We start from the raw sequence: 16,849 nt of genomic DNA, 5'->3' as shown, positions 1-16,849 counted from the left end.
CCCGCCTAGGCCGGCCCGTTGCGCAGCATGATGCTCGTCTGCACCAGTTGCCGCAGCCGGGAGCGCGTTGCGGCGGGCAAGGACGCGCGCGCGATGCGCACGCCCGTGTCCCCGGCGCCGTGCGCCTCGGCATACACCTTGCCGAACAGATCGAACTGCGCCGGCCCCAGTTCCGCCATCTTGTCCGCCTGGCCCGCCTCGCCATGCAATAGCAGCGCCACGCGCACGCTGGCCACGCGCTTCCAGTGCGTGCGCCGGTGAAAATCGCGCTGACGCGCGGCCGCGTCCGCGCCAACCAGCACCAGCGCCGCATCGTAGGCGTCGAGCGCGCTGGCGTTGACATAGCGGTTCGCCACGCCGTCGGCCGGCGTATCCGTGTCGAGGCCGTACAGCACCTGGAAAGCATCGACGCCGCGGATGATGGCATCCGCGCCCCAGCCGTTCGCGCCACGGTATTTGCAGCGCAGCTCGCCCTCGCCATCGGCGCCCTGCGCTACATAGAAAATGCTCCAGCCCCGCTGCGCCTGCGTTTGCGCGGCGCCCACGCCAAAACCCGCGCAATTGAGCACGGAACCGTCGCCGCCCTCTTCCTTGCCGGCGCCGTAATAGCGCAAGGCCAGCACATCGCTGCCATGCAGGACGCCGGGCAGCGCGCCGCTGATGCCTTCGCTGTTCTTGCCCAGGCTGCGCGCGTCGAGCCCGGCCACATTGGCGCTGTCGTCATCGGCATGGGCGACGGGCGCGGCGCTGCTATCCCAGTTCACGTACGCCGTCTGGCGCACGGCGCGGGCGATGGTATCGAGCGCATAGCGGCCGTTGTCATCCAGCCGCGCGCTGGAGGACTGGTCGCCATAGCTGCCGCTGACGGCCAGCAACACGCTACTGGCCGCCAGCATCAGCAACGCGCCGAGCGACAGGGCCACCAGCAATTCGACCAGGCTCATGCCCCGATGCCGGCGCCACGCGGCAGGCACGCGGTTCATGCGCCGCCCCCGCCCAGCTGGATTGCCAGCCTGGGCAGCGACTCGCCTGCCGCATTCTCGGCGGACGAGCCATCGGGCAGGCGGGCGCGCCAGCCCAGCTTGATGACGATGGGCGCCCCTTTGCCGCCGCTGCAAGCCCAGTGCAAACCCTGGGCAGCGGCGTCCCACGCGGCGAGGTCGCGGCAAATGTGCAGACGTGCGCCGGGCAAGGCCGCATGCAGCCGTTGCTTCCATTCGGCGATATCGAATTGCGCCAGTTCAGCCGCACCGCAGGCGGCGGCACCGAAGCAGTCCGGCGCACCGCCGCCAGCGTCGGCGCCGTCCGCCGCCGCGTACGCCACGTTCAGGTAGGGATTGCCCGCATCGGGTCCATTCATGAGCACGCTGTTTGCGCGCATGCGCTCGGCCATGCCGGCGGCCAGTTGCACGCCCGCCGACAACAACGCCGACTCATGGCGCGCGCGCAGGGAGTTCAGTTGCAGGATGCTGGCACCGAGCAGGCCCAGCGCCAACAGCAGCAGCGACACGAGCACCTCGACGAGGCTGCTGCCACCCGCAGGAAACATAGTGCGACCGCCATTGCGCATGCGCTACTCCCTTCCGCAGAAAGAGTCGCAAGAACAGGCGGCCCAGCTACAAGATAGGCGCGCGCAAAAAACCGGATCTGCGCTAGCGCAAACAGGACAGCGATAAGGTGAGAAGAACAGCGTTGAATTGATCAGGCCGCTTGCCAGGCGAACGCTGGCGTAATGAAAACGGGGCGCATGAGTAGCCCCGTTGGCGGCGAAGTGAACGTCAGGGCTTGCGTGCCTGTCCCACTTCGGCAATCGCATCCTGGAACTCGGCCAGGTCTTCGAAGTTCTTGTAAACGGAGGCGAAGCGGATGTAGGCGATCTTGTCCAGGCGCTTCAATTCTTGCATGACGAGTTCGCCGATATAGCCGGAATCGACTTCGCGCAAGCCGCTGGTCAACAGTTTTTCCTGGATGGACGCGATGGCCGTATCCACGGAGGCGGCCGCGACGGGACGCTTGCGCAAGGCCAGCATCAAACTGCCGCGCAACTTATCCGCAGCGAACTCCGTCCGGCTGCCATTCTTTTTGACGACGGCCGGCATGATAAGTTCAATGCGCTCATACGTGGTAAAACGCTTGTCGCATTTGCCGCAGCGGCGGCGGCGCCGAATGGCATCCCCTTCCTCCGATACGCGCGTATCGAGAACCTGGGTGTCGCCGTGCTGGCAAAATGGACATTTCATGGGCTGGCTACAACTTTATAGTAATAATTACGGGAAATCGCCGCCCTTGTACAAAGGGCGCCCGAATCACTCCGGGCGCCCTTGGGCACGACTGGAATGTGTCATACAGAATCTTACTCCGTATGACACATTCTGGACAAATAATTAGCGACTATTCCGGTAAGGAGCGTCTGCAGCAGATTGCTCATCGGTCGCGCGGACAAGGCGCGAGGAGGACGCATGGCTAGCCATGCTACGACGAGCAACGCAGTACCCGCTTCCGAGGGGCTGTCTGCTGTAGATGTATTCCTTCACCGGAACAGGCTCTTAAGCTGCGTACACCGGGTGCGCGTCGGCCAGCACTTTCACGGCCGCTTTCACGCGCTCGATGGTGGCGGCGTCATGCGGATTGTCCAGCACGTCGGCGATCAGGTTGCCCACTTCTTCCGCTTGCGCTTCCTTGAAACCGCGCGTCGTCATCGCTGGGCTGCCCAGGCGGATGCCCGAGGTGACGAATGGCTTTTGCGGGTCGTTCGGTATGCCGTTCTTGTTGCAGGTGATGTGCGCGGAACCGAGGATGGCTTCGGCTTCCTTGCCCGTCAGGTTCTTGGCGCGCAGGTCGACCAGCATGACGTGCGATTCGGTGCCGCCGGACACGATGCGCAGGCCGCGCTTGATCAGGGTTTTCGCCAGCACGTCGGCGTTCTTGATCACTTGCTTCTGGTATTCGACGAATTCAGGGCTCAGCGCTTCCTTGAAGGCGACGGCCTTGCCGGCGATCACGTGCATCAGCGGGCCGCCCTGGATGCCAGGGAAGATGGCCGAGTTGATGGCTTTTTCGTGTTCGGCCTTCATCAGGATGATGCCGCCACGGGGGCCGCGCAGGGATTTGTGCGTGGTCGAGGTGACGAAGTCAGCGAACGGCACCGGGTTCGGGTACAGGCCGGCGGCGATCAGGCCGGCATAGTGGGCCATGTCGACCATGAAATACGCGCCAACTTCCTTGGCGATCTTGCTGAAGCGTTCGAAGTCGATCTTTTTCGAGAACGCCGACGCGCCAGCGATGATCAGTTTCGGCTTGCGTTCGCGGGCCAGGCGCTCCATTGCCTCGTAGTCGATGTCTTCTTCCGCCGTCAAGCCGTAGGAGACGACGTCAAACCATTTGCCGGACATGTTCAGCGGCATGCCGTGGGTCAGGTGGCCGCCTTCGGCCAGCGACATACCCATGATCAGGTCGCCTGGTTTCAGCATGGCGAAGAACACGCCCTGGTTCGCCTGCGAGCCGGAATTCGGCTGCACGTTCGCGCATTCGGCGCCGAACAGCTGTTTCACGCGGTCGATGGCCAGTTGCTCGGCCACGTCGACGTATTCGCAGCCACCGTAGTAGCGCTTGCCTGGGTAGCCTTCGGCATATTTATTCGTCAGCTGCGAGCCTTGCGCTTCCATTACGGCTGGCGACGTGTAGTTCTCCGACGCGATCAGTTCGATGTGGTCGTGCTGGCGCGTATTCTCTTTTTGGATGACGGCGAACAATTCAGGATCGACGTTGGCGAGGTTGTGATCTTTTGCAAACATGTAAAAACTCCAAGTATGAGGGTGCTTGTACTGGCAGGTTGGATCGAATGAGGGGAGCCGGCGTTAAGTGAATAACAACATTGGACAGGCAGCCTCTTCGTGCTTTTCCATAGTGGCTACCCAGGCGAACGGCTGATGAAAAATCTCACGTTTCCCGGTGGATGCCCACCTTTCGCCGGTTTGCCGATCGCCATTCATGGAGATCGCCCGACTTTTCGCCAGTCACGTGAGACGTAATGGAAGCCAAATTGTAAGTTAAGTGCCCAAATTGAGCAAGGAATGCAACCGTGCGGCTATAATCGCCGCGCGCCACTCCAGCCAGGGTGCGGCCACAAGCTGCCCCGGGGCATGACTGCGGCTTTTAAGCTGAACTTAAACCTGGCCATGGCATGTAAGCGTATGTTACGAAGCTTGCCATTGCACACGCCGGATTTACAATGCTGCGGTGCAACTTATATGCAGCTTTTGCATGGCTTTCCAGCAAGCGCCCACAGTCACAAGAAGAAAAATCGCGTAAAATGTTGCTCAATCTCACTACTGGCGCAATAAACATGCCTTCAGTCTTTACCTGGAACGTACGTGTCTACTATGAAGACACCGACGCCGGCGGCATCGTCTATTACGCAAATTACCTGAAATTCTTCGAACGCGCGCGTACCGAATGGCTGCGCGCCATCGACGTGGGCCAGCAGGAATTGCTGGAGCAGCACGATGCAATGTTCGTTGTCAAAAGCGTCAACGCCGACTATCATGCGCCAGCCAGGCTCGATGACACGGTAAGATTAACCTTAAGCATAGAAAAAATGGGGCGCGCCTCCATCGTTTTCCTGCAACAAGCCTGGTGCGGCGACCGCCTGCTCAATACGGCCCGCGTCAAGATCGGCTGCGTCGATTCGGCACTGCGCCCGCGCGCCGTGCCTGATGCAGTCGCGGCCCGCATGCGCGCCGCCTGAGCCCTACCCGCCACTCCCGGACAATTCACCCAACAGACTGCCAGCCAATGAACGTTACACAAGATCTTTCTTTCCTCGCGCTCATCTCCAATGCCCATTTGATCGTGCAACTGATCATGGCCCTGCTGCTGCTGATTTCCCTGACCAGCTGGACCTACATTTTCCGCAAGATGTTTGCCGTGCGCCAGGCGCGCAAGCAAACCATCGAATTCGAACGCAGCTTCTGGGCCGGCGGCAACCTGCATGCGCTGCACCAGAACGCCAGCGGCAACCGCGACCAGAGCGGCGCGCTGGCCCGCATCTTCGATGCCGGCATGGGCGAATTCATCAAGGGCAAGGCTTCCTACGGTTCGCGCGAAGCGCTGGACGTGGGCGCCGTGCTCGACGGCGCCCGCCGCGCCATGCGCGCCGCGTTTCAGCGTGAAATGGACGTGCTCGAATCGCACCTGGCCTTCCTCGCTTCCGTCGGCTCCGTCTCGCCGTACATCGGCCTGCTCGGCACCGTCTGGGGCATCATGAACGCCTTCCGCGGCCTGGCCAACGTACAGCAAGCCACGCTGGCCGCCGTCGCGCCCGGCATCGCCGAAGCGCTGATCGCCACCGCCATCGGCCTGTTCGCGGCCATTCCCGCTGTCGTCGCCTACAACCGTTTTTCGCATGACATCGACCGTCTGGCGATCCGCTTCGAAAGCTTCGTCGAGGAATTCTCCAACATCCTGCAGCGCCAGTCGCGCTAAGAGGGAGCAGCGTCCATGGGTTCCTCATTCAATAGCGGCGGCATGCGCGGCGGCCGTGGCCGCAAGTTCAAGTCCGAGATCAACGTCGTGCCGTATATCGACGTGATGCTGGTACTGCTGATCATTTTCATGGTGATGCCGTCGTCGAACAATCCCAGCGTGGTGAACTTGCCCAACGCGGAAAAGTCGGCCAAACCGCCCGATGACTATATTCAGATCGTGCTGAAACCGAATGGTTCACTGTCGATCGGCGTCATCGGCAAGGAACAGCTGTCGCCGGAGACGGAACCGAACCGCGACGCCCTGCTGCGCAAGCTGCGCGGTTTGCATGAAAGTAATCCCGACTATCCCGTGATGATCGCGGGCGACAAGGAAAGCAAGTACGACGATGTGATCCAGCTCATTTCGGAAGCGAAAAAGATGGGCATTACCCGCGTCGGCCTGGCCACCAAGTAAGCGCAGCACCCTGTTTCCAGACTTGACCGTTTTTAGATAGACTAGACTTTGCAGAACAAACAAATCGACCATGTACTCGGCAAGCCCTACAGCGTGCCGCGCGAACGCAGCCGCTGGCCCTCGCTGGGCCTGGCGCTAGCGATGCACCTTGGGCTGCTGTTTTTCCTGTGGGTGGGCGTACACTGGCAAAATACGGAACCTGTCGCCGTCGAAGCGGAAGTGTGGGATATGAAAGTGCAGACGGCCGCGCCGCCGCCTGACGTGGCGACGGAACCGGAGCCGACACCGGCGCCGCCGCCGGAACCGCAAGTGGAACAGCCGGCCCCGCCGCCACCGCCGCCCGTGGCAGCGCCCGAGCCGAAGGTCGACCTGCGCGAGGCGGAGATCGCCCTCGAGCGCAAGAAGGCCAAGCTGAAGGAAGAAAAAGACAAAGCGGCAGCGGAAGAACGCCGCAAGCAGGAATTGAAGGAGCGCGAGGAAGAAAAGCGCGAACTGGAAAAACAGAAGCAGAAAGAAAAAGACAAGGCTGAAAAGCTGGAAAAAGAAAAGGCCGACAAGCTGGAGAAAGCCAAGGAAGCCAAAGAGAAAGAAAAAGCGGCGGAAGAAAAAGCCGAGAAAGAACTGTCCGAGAAAAAAGCGGCGGCAGAAAAGGCCGCCAAGGCGAAAAAAGCGGCGGAAGAGAAAAAAGCCGCCGACAAGGCGCGCGCCGCGGAAATGAGCCGCATCACGGGTGCGGCGGGCGCCGGCACGACGGGTACGGCCGCGAAAGCGACCGCGCCACGCAAGGACAGCGGCTATGTCGCTGCCCTGACGAGCAAGATCAAGAGCAATATCGCATACAGCGGTAGCACGGACGTGCCGGGCAACCCGCGCGCCGTGTTCAAGATCGAGCAACTGCCAACTGGGGAAATTATTTCGGTCCGAAAGATTAAAAGTAGCGGCCTGCCGGCGTATGACAGCTCGGTGGAAAACGCCATTAATAAATCGTCGCCACTGCCGAAGAAAAAAGACGGCACCGTGGAACGCGAGATTGAACTCATATTCGAGATGAAGGATTTGCCTAAATGATGACCATGAAAAAAATGAGCTATGTCGTGCTCTGCGCCAGCCTGGTGCTGGGAGCGTCAAGCGCCCAGGCGCAGCTGCGCGTGGAGATTACGGGGATCGGCAGCAACCAGATCCCGGTGGCTGTCGCCAGCTTCGTCAATGAATCGGCGGCGCCGCAATCGCTGTCGGGCATTATCAAGGCCGACCTGGCGCGCAGCGGCGTGTTCAAGCTGATCGACGCCGATGCGCCCGTATCGGAAACGGCGCCCGTCAGCTATGAGCAGTGGAAATCGCGCGGCGCCGACGCGCTGGCGGCCGGCACCGTGCAAAGCATGGCCGATGGCCGCCTGGACGTGCGCTACAAGCTGTTCGACACCATCAAGGGTGCCCAGATCTCCAGCATGAACAATGCGGCCGCGCCGCAGTTCAACCGCTTGCTGGCGCACAAGATCGCCGATGACATCTATGAAAAACTGACAGGCGTCAAGGGCGCGTTCGCCACGCGCATCGCCTACGTCACGCAATCGGGCCGCGAATACCGCCTAGAAGTGGCCGACGCCGATGGCGAAGGCATCCAGGTCGCCCTGCGCTCGAACGAACCGATCATTTCGCCGTCGTGGTCGCCGGATGGCACCAAGGTCGCGTATGTGTCGTTTGAAAAGAAAAAGCCGATTGTCTACGTGCAAAATCTGGTGACGCGCCAGCGCACCATCGTGTCGAATGAAAAAGGCAGCAATTCGGCGCCGAGCTGGAGCCCGGACGGCTCGCGCCTGGCCGTTGCCCTGTCGCGCGATGGCCATACCCAGGTCTACACCGTCAATGCCGACGGCAGCGGCTTGCGCCGCGTCAGCAGCAGCAGCGGCATCGATACGGAACCTCAATTCTCGGCCGATGGCCAAAGCATTTACTTCACCAGCGATCGCAGCGGCGGACCACAAATCTACCGCATGTCGGTCAGCGGCGGCGAAGCCAAGCGCGTGACGTTTGGCGGCTCCTACAACATCAGCCCGCGGATTTCATCCGACGGGAAGACACTCGCTTATATTTCCCGTCGCGACGGCAATTTCCAGCTCTACGCGCTCGACCTGGCTAGTGGCCAGGAACTGCGCCTGTCGGACACCGCCAACGACGAATCACCGAGCTTTTCGCCCAACGGGAAATATATCATGTACGCGACCGAATCCGGACGACGCAAGTCGCTGGCAGTGGTATCGGTGGATGGCCGCGTCAAACAGCGTTTGACTACGCAAGCTGGCAATATCAAGGAGCCCACCTGGGGTCCTTTTATGAAGTAAATGCTGTACAGTTTCACCTTTAACCATGACCCGGAGAATAAAAATGAGTAACTTTAAAAGTTTGGCTTTCATCGCCGCTACCGCAGCCCTGCTGTCCGCCTGCAGCACCCCAGTCAAAGTCGCAGAAACCCCAGTGGTTGAGCGCGCTCCTGAAAAAGTCGTTGCTCCAGTTGACACCCGTCAAGTTCAGCCAGTGACGACCGCATCGGTCGATCCACTGGACGATCCAAAAGGCGTGCTGGCTAACCGCAGCATCTACTTCGACTTCGACAAATACGTCGTGCGCGAAGCGGACACCCCAGTCGTGCAAAACCACGCTGGCTACCTGGTGAAAACGCCTAGCCGCAAGATCCTGATCCAAGGTAACACCGATGAACGCGGTGGCGCTGAGTACAATCTGGCCCTGGGTCAGAAACGTGCTGAAGCCGTGCGCAAGTCGATGGCTGCCCTGGGCGTGCCAGAAGGCCAAATGGAAGCCGTGTCGCTGGGCAAAGAAAAGCCTAAAGCACAAGGCAGCAACGAAGCAGCATGGGCAGAAAACCGCCGCGCTGACATCGTTTATTGATGTTCAGGGGTGAGCGCCGCAGCATTGACGCTTACCTAACTGGCCAGTCATAGGCATAATAATGGGGCGCAGCGCGGTGATTCACCGCCCGGCGCCCCGTTTGCATGTTTTGCGTAACCTTTGAAAGCCCGACCCATGATGACATTCTCGAAAGCCGGCGTCGCCGCCGCCTTGATGGCCGCGTTTGCCTACCTGCCCCTGCACGCCAACGCCGCCCTGTTCGACGACGACGAAGCACGCAAGGCCATCCTCGAGCTGCGCGCCAAGGTCGACGCCATGGCGCGCGACCTGAACAGCCGCATCGACACCAAGGCGGACAAGACCAGCACCTTGAGCCTGATCAACCAGCACGACCAGACCATGCAAGAGATCGCTCGCCTGCGCGGCCAGATCGAAGTGCTGGGCAACGACCTGGCGAATGTGCAAAAGCGCCAGAAGGATTTCTACACCGACATCGACGCGCGCCTGCGCAAGCTCGAGCCGCGCCAGGTCACCATCGACGGCCAGGAAGCGGCCGTGGGCGTATCCGAGCAAAGCGCATACGAATCCGCGTTCGGCCTGTTCAAGTCGGGCGACTACAAGGGCGCCGTCACGGCGCTGGACGGCTTCGTCAAGCGCTATCCGGAATCGGCCTACGCGGCCAACGCGCAATACTGGCTGGGCAACGCCTATTACGCCCAGCGCGACTGCAAGAGTGCCATCACGGCCCAGCAGGCAGTGCTGAAGAACTACCCGGACAGCCCGAAGGCGGCCGATGCCATGCTCAACATCGCCAGCTGCTACACGGAGCTAAAAGACAAGCCGAACGCGACCAAGACGCTGAACGCGCTGATCTCGCGCTACCCGGACTCCAGCGCGGCCCAGGCGGCCAAGGAACGGGGCGGCAAAAAGTAAAAGCGGGGAAAAAGTTGCCCGTTAGGTTTGACAGAATCCCGGGCACCCCCTATAATCTTTCTTCTTCGGGTCGTTAGCTCAGCTGGTAGAGCAGCGGACTTTTAATCCGTTGGTCGCAGGTTCGAATCCCGCACGGCCTACCACGAATACGCAGTACTGATCTGCTTGCGAGTTGTTATAGCAAGCATTTTTTTACGGCACAGTGTTACCGAAGTTGTTGTAAAAAGTTTTTGGGTCGTTAGCTCAGCTGGTAGAGCAGCGGACTTTTAATCCGTTGGTCGCAGGTTCGAATCCCGCACGGCCTACCAAATTCTACAGAGAAGCCAACCGTTCGCGGTTGGCTTTTTTGTTTTCTAGGTTTGCCTGGATCGCAGCCACTCCTTCAACGCATCATTCATGCGCGTTTGCCATCCATCGCCGGTGGCCTTGAAGGCTTCGAGAATGTCGGCATCGAAACGTATGGTCGTGCTGACCTTGCCGCCGGTGCCAGCGGGTCTGCCGCGGCGGCGTGCCGCTTCCTGCCGCGCGTCGGGAAGGGAAACGGGCTTGTTGCCCACTTGCCAGACACCCTGCTCGAAAAAACCATCCGTCAATTCAGGCGCATCGTCGGGATCAACCCAGGCTTTGCTTGTATTTGTCGATTTCGCGTTCATTTGCCTTCCACATGCTGATGATCCTGCGCGCCCGGCCACGCGGCGCCCAGACCAGTACAATCAGGGGCTCGTCGAGCCAGCCTGCAGTGATGAAGCGGGGTTCGCCGTAGTCCTGGCGCTGGTCCGGCAGCGTAATGGTGAGCTCGTCAAACACTACACGCGCACGCGCAAAGTCGAGACCACGCTCCCTGAGCGTCTTTTCACGCTTGACAGCATCAAAAGTGATTCTCATTATTTATTGTAGTAACAAATAATAGAAACAGCCAGCCCTGTTTGGTGAGCAAGGGCGCCATCGGGACGGCTACATCGCCACCCTTAACGCGACGCCAACGCCGGCCTGCCGGCAAGATGCGCCAACACACCACCCATCACCCGCCCCAGCGGCACCTCCACCCAGCGATAAAACGCGGCGCCGGCCGCCAGGCTGGCGCCCCAGGCTGTCAGCATGCCCAACGCTTGCCATTCCGGCTCGAGCGGCACATACGTGACAAACAAGGCATTCACCAGCAGGCTGACGGGGAAGTGGACGAGAAACACGGCATACGAGATCCGCCCCAGCGCATTGATGATGTTCCATGCGCCGCCTTGGGACGGCGTGCGGGCGCGGCCGAACAGGAACAGGGCGCAGGCGACGATCAGGGCCAGCGCGATGCGGCTGCGGTAATCGATGGCCAGGGCCAGCAGGACGGGCACGGCGGCCATGGCCATGAGCACGGTCATGGCACCGGGTTTGCGGGCCGGATCGCTGGCCCACCAGGCCAGCATGCCAAGGCCATAGCTGCCGAAGAAATACGGCGCCCAATTGTCCCAGTCCGCGTCGAGATTGAAATACAGCAGGGAAAAGGTGATGCCCGCGGTGACGGCCAGCGGCATCAGCCAGTGCCCGCGCCGCTGGCCCGCCAGGCGGCCGCCCAGCCACAGCAGCGATACCGTCAGCAGGTACAGCTGGAAATCGATGGCCACATACCAGGCGCCGGCGGACAGCGACTCATAGCCCAGCACGCCATGCAGCAGCAAGGCATGGGCGCTCAGCTGACCCAGGGTGACGGCGGCCGACATGGAGTCGTGCATCATCCAGATGCCGGCGACCGGCGTAATCACGGCAGCGAGCAAGGTGGCAGCCAGGAAAGGCGGCGCCAGCTTGGCATAGCGGCGCCAGATCGCCTGTAGCGGCGTGGCGATGCCGGGACGGCCGGCAGGCGAAAGGGATTTGGCGACGAGAAAGCCGCCGATGACGAGGAACACTTGCACGGCGATGCGCGCACTGCCGCCCAGCCAGTCCAGCAATGCGGGCCACAGGGGTTGCACGTAATCGGACATGGGGCCGTAAAACGCCAGGTGATGCAACACGATCAACTGCGCCGCGCCTGCCTTCAAACCATTGATCAAGCCAAACTGCGGACGATGTGCCAGGTCCGCCTGTGATACCACTGCTGCTGCCGTCATTCCCATCCCTTGCCGTGCCAGGTAGCGTCGCCAGCCCATCGCGCAACAAGCGCGCGGCCGGGGACTTACCGAAAGGCCGATATCATAGCCGAGCCTGGAAGATGGCGGGGCACGGCAGGCCGCTAAGCGCCCTGCCCGCCCGCGTCCGGCGCCTCGGGCGCCAATGGCTGCTGCGCCAGGATGGCGTCCAGCAAGCCGGGGAAGCGGCTTTCGATATCGGCGCGGCGCAAGGTGTTCATGTGCGTCGTGCCCGCGTTTTCCGTATAGACGAGGCCCGCTTCGCGCAAGACCTTGAAATGGTGGGAAACGGTCGACTTCGGCCGTCCGCCGTCGAGGTCGCCGCAAGCGGCCGCGTCGACTCTGGCCAGGTGGCGCACGATGTCGAGGCGAATCGAGTCGCTCAAGGCGTAGAGCACGCGTTCGAGCACGAATTCGCTGGCGGGAGGATGTTTGTGTGGGCGCATGAGCAGAATCATACAGCATGCGCTATACTAATTCCATTCTTCGAATATTTACGAACTACCGAATCAGCATCCACCAATACTTCCATCAACAAACACAAAGGCCACCATGTCCGCCCTCTTCCAGCCCTACATCCTCAAAAACGTCACCCTGCGCAACCGCATCGCCGTGCCGCCCATGTGCCAGTACATGGCCGTCGATGGCGTGGCCAACGACTGGCATCTGTCGCATTACGCAGGCATGGCGCGCGGCGGCGCGGGACTGGTGATCGTCGAAGCGACGGCCGTGGCGCCCGAAGGCCGCATCACGCCCGGCTGCACGGGCATCTGGAACGATGATCTGGCGCAAGCCTTCGTGCCCGTCGTGAAAGCCATCAAGGCGGCCGGCTCCGTGCCCGGCATCCAGATCGCCCATGCGGGCCGCAAGGCCAGCGCAAACCGTCCATGGGAAGGCGACGACCACATCACGCAAGGCGACGCGCGCGGCTGGCAAACCATCGCCCCGTCCGCCATCGCCTTCGGCGGCGGCCTGCCGAAAGTGCCGCGCGCCATGGACCTCGACGATATTGCCCGCGTGAAACAGAACTTCGTCGATGCGGCCATCCGCGCCCGCGAAGTGGGCTTCGAATGGCTGGAACTGCACTTCGCCCACGGCTACCTGGCGCAAAGCTTCTTTTCCACCCACTCGAACCAGCGCGACGACATCTATGGCGGCAGCCTGGAAAACCGCAGCCGCTTCCTGCTGGAAACACTGAAAGCCGTGCGTGAAGTGTGGCCCGAGCACCTGCCGCTGACGATCCGCTTCGGCGTGCTGGAATTCGATGGCCGCGATGAGCAAACCCTGCTCGAATCGATAGCCCTCGTGCGCCAATTCAAGGATGCGGGCATGGACATGCTCAGCGTCAGTATGGGCTTCACGATTCCCGACGTGGCGATTCCGTGGGGCCCGGCCTTCATGGGTCCGATTGCCGAGCGCGTGCGCCGCGAAGCTGGCGTACCCGTCTCGTCCGCCTGGGGCTTCGGCACGCCGGCCATTGCCGAGCGCGTCGTCAAGGAAGAGCAGCTGGACGTGGTGATGGTGGGCAAGGCGCACCTGGCCAATCCGCACTGGGCATATTTTGCCGCCAAGGAGCTCGGCGTCGAGCGCGCCTCGTGGACCCTGCCGGCGCCCTACGCGCACTGGCTGGAACGCTACTGATCGTCCTTGACCGTTGCCGGATGCCCCTCCAGGGGCAATTCCGGCAGGAATAACAGCCCCAATAGCAGCAGTGGCATGCAGCAGACGTCTGGACGCCGTGCACAATTCGTCGGACAGCGCCGGCGCTCGCTCGGGGATGGGAAGGTCTTCGTTGCAGGCATGGGATCCGATATAGGCAGGCTATCTAGCAATATGAGACCGCGCATGAGGGCTACGCGAGGCTTTTTTCCGCCCATATCCACCCCGGCCCTTCCCAAAACCGCCGTTGGCCGTCATAATAGCCGCCCTTGGGTCGTTAGCTCAGCTGGTAGAGCAGCGGACTTTTAATCCGTTGGTCGCAGGTTCGAATCCCGCACGGCCTACCAAGATTCAGTCGTCATCATGCAGCATGCTGATACGGCACAGTATTACCGCAGTTCAGTAGTCAAAGTTTTTGGGTCGTTAGCTCAGCTGGTAGAGCAGCGGACTTTTAATCCGTTGGTCGCAGGTTCGAATCCCGCACGGCCTACCAAATACTTCAGAGAAGCCAACCGTTCGCGGTTGGCTTTTTTGTTTTCAGCGCCAGCTATGCCCCTTCCCCATACCTGCCCGGCGTCACGCCCATCACCCGCTTGAACATGGCGATGAAGGCGCTGACGGTGTCGTAGCCCAGGTCCAGCGCAATCGTCGTGACGGGCTGGCCGGTGGCCAGCAGCTCCAGGGCGCGCAGGATGCGGGCGCGCTGGCGCCAGGCGGACGGCGCAAAGCCGGTCTCGATCGTGAAACGGCGCGCCAGGGTGCGCGGCGATACGCCGGCCCAGGCGGCCAGCGCTTCCACGCCCCGCTCGTCGGCCAGGTCATCGAGCACGGCGCGCGCCACGCGCAGCAGGCGCGGGTCCGTGGGTAGCGACAAACCGAACGGCTCGTGCGGCGCGGCGGCGATCTCGTCGAGGATCACGCCCGCCACCCGGGCCTGCCGCGCATCGAGCGCGCCATCGTCCCAGGCGCTGGCGCGGCCCACCGCCTCGCGCAGCAAGCCCGAGACGCGCATCACGCACGGCGCGGCGGGCAAGTTGCCGCAACTGGCCTCGTCCACATACACGCTCCAGCCCGCAAACGGACCATGGGAACGCAGCGCATGCACGTGATGGGGCGGCATCCACACGCAGTGGCTGGCCGGCACCACCCATTGCCCGTTGTCGGCAACAACGGAAAGCAAGCCCCGCATGGCGCCAAACAGCTGGCCGCTGGCATGGCGGTGCGCCGCCGTCACCCGCTCCTGCGGCTGGACAATGCGCATGGCGCGCAGCGGCGACGCTGGAAAAATTGGCGGATTTGACGTGTCGAATGACATAAACAACGCAGACAAGACAATCCCATCATCATACAGTGGAATCTTTCTATCGTTCAGGAGTTCACCATGCGTGCAGAAGACGTATTACCCGATCAACAAAACCAGGGCCAGTTCAATGGCGTTACCGTGCGCAAGGGAACGGTGGGCGCCTTCCTCGCCAATGCCCGGCTGTGGCTGGACGACGCCAGCAGCATCGACGAAAAGGCCATTGCCGAGCGCGACATTGTGGATGCCCTGCCGGCCCTGCACGCACTGGGGCTGTTCGATATCCTGCAAGTGCGCGATGCGGCGCTGCGCGAACTGGTGGCCGCCCCCGCCGCGTGAGCGGGCTGACTCGTGCCCGGCGCGCATTTCCTCTATCATGCTGCTTTGCCCGCCTTCGCACCCGCCATGCCGTTTACCATTGCCGCCCCCGTCCACAGCGAACTGATCATCAAGAAAAGCCGTTTCATCGGCTGCGTGCAGCCGATGACGGACCGCGCCAGCGCGCAGCAGGTGGTCAACGATTTGAAGGCGCAGCATCCGGGCGCCTGCCATGTGTGCTGGGCCCTGCTGGCGGGCGGGCAGTCGGCGGCCGTCGATGATGGCGAACCGAGCGGCACGGCCGGGCGGCCCATGCTCGACGTGCTGCGCCATCAGGACCTGGAAGGCGTGCTGGCGACGGTCGTGCGCTACTATGGCGGGATCAAGCTGGGCGCGGGCGGTCTCGTGCGGGCCTACACGGACAGCGTGGCGCAAGCGCTGCTGCAGGCGGAAAAGACGGCCATCGTACGCCAGCGTTCCCTGCGTTGCACGGTGCCGTATGCGATGGAAGGCATGCTGCGCCGCGAACTCGACGGCGCCGGCGCCACCTTGCTGAACGTGGAACACGGCGCAGACGTACTGTTCGATTTCAGCCTGGCGGAAGCGGCAGCCACCGCCCTGCTGGCCCATCTGGATGAGGCAGGCAATGGACGGATAGCCTGGCTGAAAGCAGAAGCCGAAGAGGAAGAATAAAACTTACAAATTGCCAGGCCGCTTGATCTGCAACAAGATGAAATGCGTCCACGCCAGCGCCGGCAGCACCATCAACAGCAGCATCAGTCCGGCCGGCATGTCCGGCACGAAACGCACGAAGCAACCGAGAAAACCGGCGATGGCCAGCCAGAAGCGCCAGTTGAATACATACGCCTTGCGCGCCACCGTTGCCAGGGCGATGCGCCAGAATTCCAGCAACGCCCACAGGCCGCCCGTCAGCAGCAGCGCGGCCAGCGCATTGGCGCCGGGGGCGTCGGCCCAGGTGCGCACCAGGTTGTACAGCAACACGGGATAGCCGGCCGTGATGGCCAGGGTGGCCGGGCCGGCGGCGATGACAGCTTCCAACAGCTGCCCTTTGGAACGATGATCCACTAACTCTTGCTCCTCAAGCCACGACGCCGGAATGGGCGGCGATCACTTGCAGCGCGCCGGCCGCATCCTGCGCCCAGACGCGCGTAAAACGGAAGTCGCCATGCGTTTCCACGTCGTGATAGCTGCCTGTCAAGTGCATGCGCACGGAGACGACGGCCACGTTGCCATTGACACGCACATGGCGCTCGGACGCGCGCAAGTCCGTGATGGTCAGCAGCCGCTGCTCGTGCGCTGCCAGTTCCGCGTGCTTGCTCAGCAAGTGGCCCAGGTGATTGGTAAACAACAAGTCATCGGCCAGCAACACATTCAGTACAGCCACGTCGGAGGCCATCATGGCCAGGCGCAAGCGTTCTTCCGCATCGAGTACCTGTACTTCCGTTAAAGCATTCATCTTTTTCCTTGAAATAATTGGCACGACATTAATAAATAGGCAAAACATGCTTGCATGAAATCTTCTTTTTCACAATCCGCCGGAAGACTTATGCCTGTGGAGCATATTTATATAGCGTAATATTCGCAGCGGTATTGCGCAAAACGCCACCATAGTACTGTACAGTGCTTGCCCTTCCGCCCCGGGCTGGGGCAGCTGTCAGTTGTAGTACTGTTTTATGTGCTCCGTGCAGTCTCG

At 61.7% G+C, this 16,849-nt stretch carries 21 protein-coding genes, 4 tRNA genes and 1 riboswitch; of the genes, 14 read left to right on the top strand and 11 right to left on the bottom strand.

Annotated elements, in window-relative coordinates; all coding sequences use genetic code 11:
* Positions 1–5 precede the first annotated feature (5 nt).
* The 4 genes from IGS58_RS20730 to glyA all read right to left on the bottom strand — a co-directional run bounded on the left by IGS58_RS20730 (position 6) and on the right by glyA (position 3,794).
* Entirely contained in the window at positions 6–983 is a 978-nt protein-coding gene (locus tag IGS58_RS20730) for a PilW family protein (protein WP_230522555.1), read from the bottom strand.
* A complete protein-coding gene (pilV, locus tag IGS58_RS20725; RefSeq protein WP_230522554.1) occupies positions 980–1,549 on the bottom strand; it encodes a type IV pilus modification protein PilV in 570 nt (189 codons plus the stop codon). Before pilV ends, IGS58_RS20730 begins: the two co-directional genes overlap by 4 nt.
* A gap of 229 nt (positions 1,550–1,778) precedes the next feature.
* The gene (gene nrdR, locus IGS58_RS20720; protein ID WP_034759169.1) at positions 1,779–2,240 is read right to left on the bottom strand and encodes a transcriptional regulator NrdR; all 462 of its coding nucleotides are present in this window, start codon (positions 2,238–2,240) and stop codon (positions 1,779–1,781) included.
* 306 nt (positions 2,241–2,546) lie between these two features.
* Entirely contained in the window at positions 2,547–3,794 is a 1,248-nt protein-coding gene (glyA, locus tag IGS58_RS20715) for a serine hydroxymethyltransferase (protein WP_034786580.1), read from the bottom strand.
* Between the two features lie 111 nt (positions 3,795–3,905).
* Positions 3,906–4,030: riboswitch (ZMP/ZTP riboswitch) on the bottom strand.
* 315 nt (positions 4,031–4,345) lie between these two features.
* Here glyA and ybgC point away from each other — a divergent pair.
* The 9 genes from ybgC (at position 4,346) to IGS58_RS20670 (ending at position 10,049) form a co-directional block, all read left to right on the top strand.
* Complete coding sequence (gene ybgC, locus IGS58_RS20710) at positions 4,346–4,747, top strand: tol-pal system-associated acyl-CoA thioesterase (RefSeq protein WP_046682324.1); 402 nt, start codon at positions 4,346–4,348, stop codon at positions 4,745–4,747.
* A 47-nt stretch (positions 4,748–4,794) separates the two neighbouring features.
* Entirely contained in the window at positions 4,795–5,484 is a 690-nt protein-coding gene (gene tolQ, locus IGS58_RS20705) for a protein TolQ (RefSeq protein WP_034759183.1), read from the top strand.
* Positions 5,485–5,499: 15 nt separating this feature from the next.
* The gene (locus IGS58_RS20700; protein ID WP_223278896.1) at positions 5,500–5,940 is read left to right on the top strand and encodes an ExbD/TolR family protein; all 441 of its coding nucleotides are present in this window, start codon (positions 5,500–5,502) and stop codon (positions 5,938–5,940) included.
* A 48-nt stretch (positions 5,941–5,988) separates the two neighbouring features.
* Complete coding sequence (gene tolA, locus IGS58_RS20695) at positions 5,989–7,008, top strand: cell envelope integrity protein TolA (protein WP_081345451.1); 1,020 nt, start codon at positions 5,989–5,991, stop codon at positions 7,006–7,008.
* Positions 7,009–7,013: 5 nt separating this feature from the next.
* Positions 7,014–8,282, top strand: coding sequence for a Tol-Pal system beta propeller repeat protein TolB (gene tolB / locus IGS58_RS20690; RefSeq protein WP_034786777.1), 1,269 nt, complete (start codon positions 7,014–7,016; stop codon positions 8,280–8,282).
* Between the two features lie 43 nt (positions 8,283–8,325).
* Positions 8,326–8,847, top strand: coding sequence for a peptidoglycan-associated lipoprotein Pal (pal, locus tag IGS58_RS20685; protein ID WP_034786578.1), 522 nt, complete (start codon positions 8,326–8,328; stop codon positions 8,845–8,847).
* 135 nt (positions 8,848–8,982) lie between these two features.
* Positions 8,983–9,741, top strand: a complete 759-nt coding sequence (gene ybgF / locus IGS58_RS20680; protein ID WP_034786577.1) for a tol-pal system protein YbgF — start codon at positions 8,983–8,985, stop codon at positions 9,739–9,741.
* A 67-nt stretch (positions 9,742–9,808) separates the two neighbouring features.
* Positions 9,809–9,884: transfer RNA gene (locus IGS58_RS20675), tRNA-Lys, on the top strand.
* A gap of 89 nt (positions 9,885–9,973) precedes the next feature.
* A tRNA-Lys gene (locus IGS58_RS20670) sits at positions 9,974–10,049 on the top strand.
* Positions 10,050–10,094: 45 nt separating this feature from the next.
* Here the strand turns inward: IGS58_RS20670 and IGS58_RS20665 are convergent.
* The 4 genes from IGS58_RS20665 to IGS58_RS20650 form a co-directional block, all read right to left on the bottom strand.
* A complete protein-coding gene (locus tag IGS58_RS20665) occupies positions 10,095–10,394 on the bottom strand; it encodes a BrnA antitoxin family protein (RefSeq protein ID WP_230522553.1) in 300 nt (99 codons plus the stop codon).
* Entirely contained in the window at positions 10,354–10,626 is a 273-nt protein-coding gene (locus IGS58_RS20660) for a BrnT family toxin (protein WP_230522552.1), read from the bottom strand. Before IGS58_RS20660 ends, IGS58_RS20665 begins: the two co-directional genes overlap by 41 nt.
* A gap of 83 nt (positions 10,627–10,709) precedes the next feature.
* Positions 10,710–11,840 (bottom strand): acyltransferase family protein, encoded by a 1,131-nt coding sequence (locus IGS58_RS20655; protein WP_230522551.1) that lies wholly within the window; start codon positions 11,838–11,840, stop codon positions 10,710–10,712.
* A 122-nt stretch (positions 11,841–11,962) separates the two neighbouring features.
* The gene (locus tag IGS58_RS20650; RefSeq protein ID WP_052140607.1) at positions 11,963–12,304 is read right to left on the bottom strand and encodes an ArsR/SmtB family transcription factor; all 342 of its coding nucleotides are present in this window, start codon (positions 12,302–12,304) and stop codon (positions 11,963–11,965) included.
* 106 nt (positions 12,305–12,410) lie between these two features.
* Between IGS58_RS20650 and IGS58_RS20645 the strand changes: the two genes are divergently transcribed.
* From IGS58_RS20645 to IGS58_RS20635, 3 genes are all read left to right on the top strand, one after another.
* A complete protein-coding gene (locus IGS58_RS20645) occupies positions 12,411–13,499 on the top strand; it encodes an NADH:flavin oxidoreductase/NADH oxidase (RefSeq protein WP_230522550.1) in 1,089 nt (362 codons plus the stop codon).
* Positions 13,500–13,788: 289 nt separating this feature from the next.
* Positions 13,789–13,864: transfer RNA gene (locus tag IGS58_RS20640), tRNA-Lys, on the top strand.
* A 70-nt stretch (positions 13,865–13,934) separates the two neighbouring features.
* A tRNA-Lys gene (locus tag IGS58_RS20635) sits at positions 13,935–14,010 on the top strand.
* 54 nt (positions 14,011–14,064) lie between these two features.
* Here IGS58_RS20635 and IGS58_RS20630 read toward each other — a convergent pair.
* On the bottom strand, positions 14,065–14,778 hold the full coding sequence (locus IGS58_RS20630) for an AraC family transcriptional regulator (RefSeq protein ID WP_230522549.1): 714 nt from the start codon (positions 14,776–14,778) through the stop codon (positions 14,065–14,067).
* 120 nt (positions 14,779–14,898) lie between these two features.
* Here IGS58_RS20630 and IGS58_RS20625 point away from each other — a divergent pair, with 120 nt between their 5' ends.
* On the top strand, positions 14,899–15,156 hold the full coding sequence (locus IGS58_RS20625) for a hypothetical protein (RefSeq protein WP_230522548.1): 258 nt from the start codon (positions 14,899–14,901) through the stop codon (positions 15,154–15,156).
* 66 nt (positions 15,157–15,222) lie between these two features.
* Complete coding sequence (locus IGS58_RS20620) at positions 15,223–15,828, top strand: IMPACT family protein (RefSeq protein ID WP_230522547.1); 606 nt, start codon at positions 15,223–15,225, stop codon at positions 15,826–15,828.
* A 3-nt stretch (positions 15,829–15,831) separates the two neighbouring features.
* Here IGS58_RS20620 and IGS58_RS20615 read toward each other — a convergent pair whose 3' ends face one another.
* The gene (locus IGS58_RS20615; RefSeq protein WP_230522546.1) at positions 15,832–16,221 is read right to left on the bottom strand and encodes a hypothetical protein; all 390 of its coding nucleotides are present in this window, start codon (positions 16,219–16,221) and stop codon (positions 15,832–15,834) included.
* Positions 16,222–16,234: 13 nt separating this feature from the next.
* Positions 16,235–16,612, bottom strand: a complete 378-nt coding sequence (locus IGS58_RS20610; RefSeq protein WP_230522545.1) for a nuclear transport factor 2 family protein — start codon at positions 16,610–16,612, stop codon at positions 16,235–16,237.
* Positions 16,613–16,849: the final 237 nt, after the last annotated feature.

Source organism: Janthinobacterium sp. EB271-G4-7A, from assembly GCF_020858075.1.
Lineage (GTDB): Bacteria > Pseudomonadota > Gammaproteobacteria > Burkholderiales > Burkholderiaceae_D > Janthinobacterium > Janthinobacterium lividum.
This window is presented reverse-complemented; position numbering and strand designations above follow the sequence as displayed.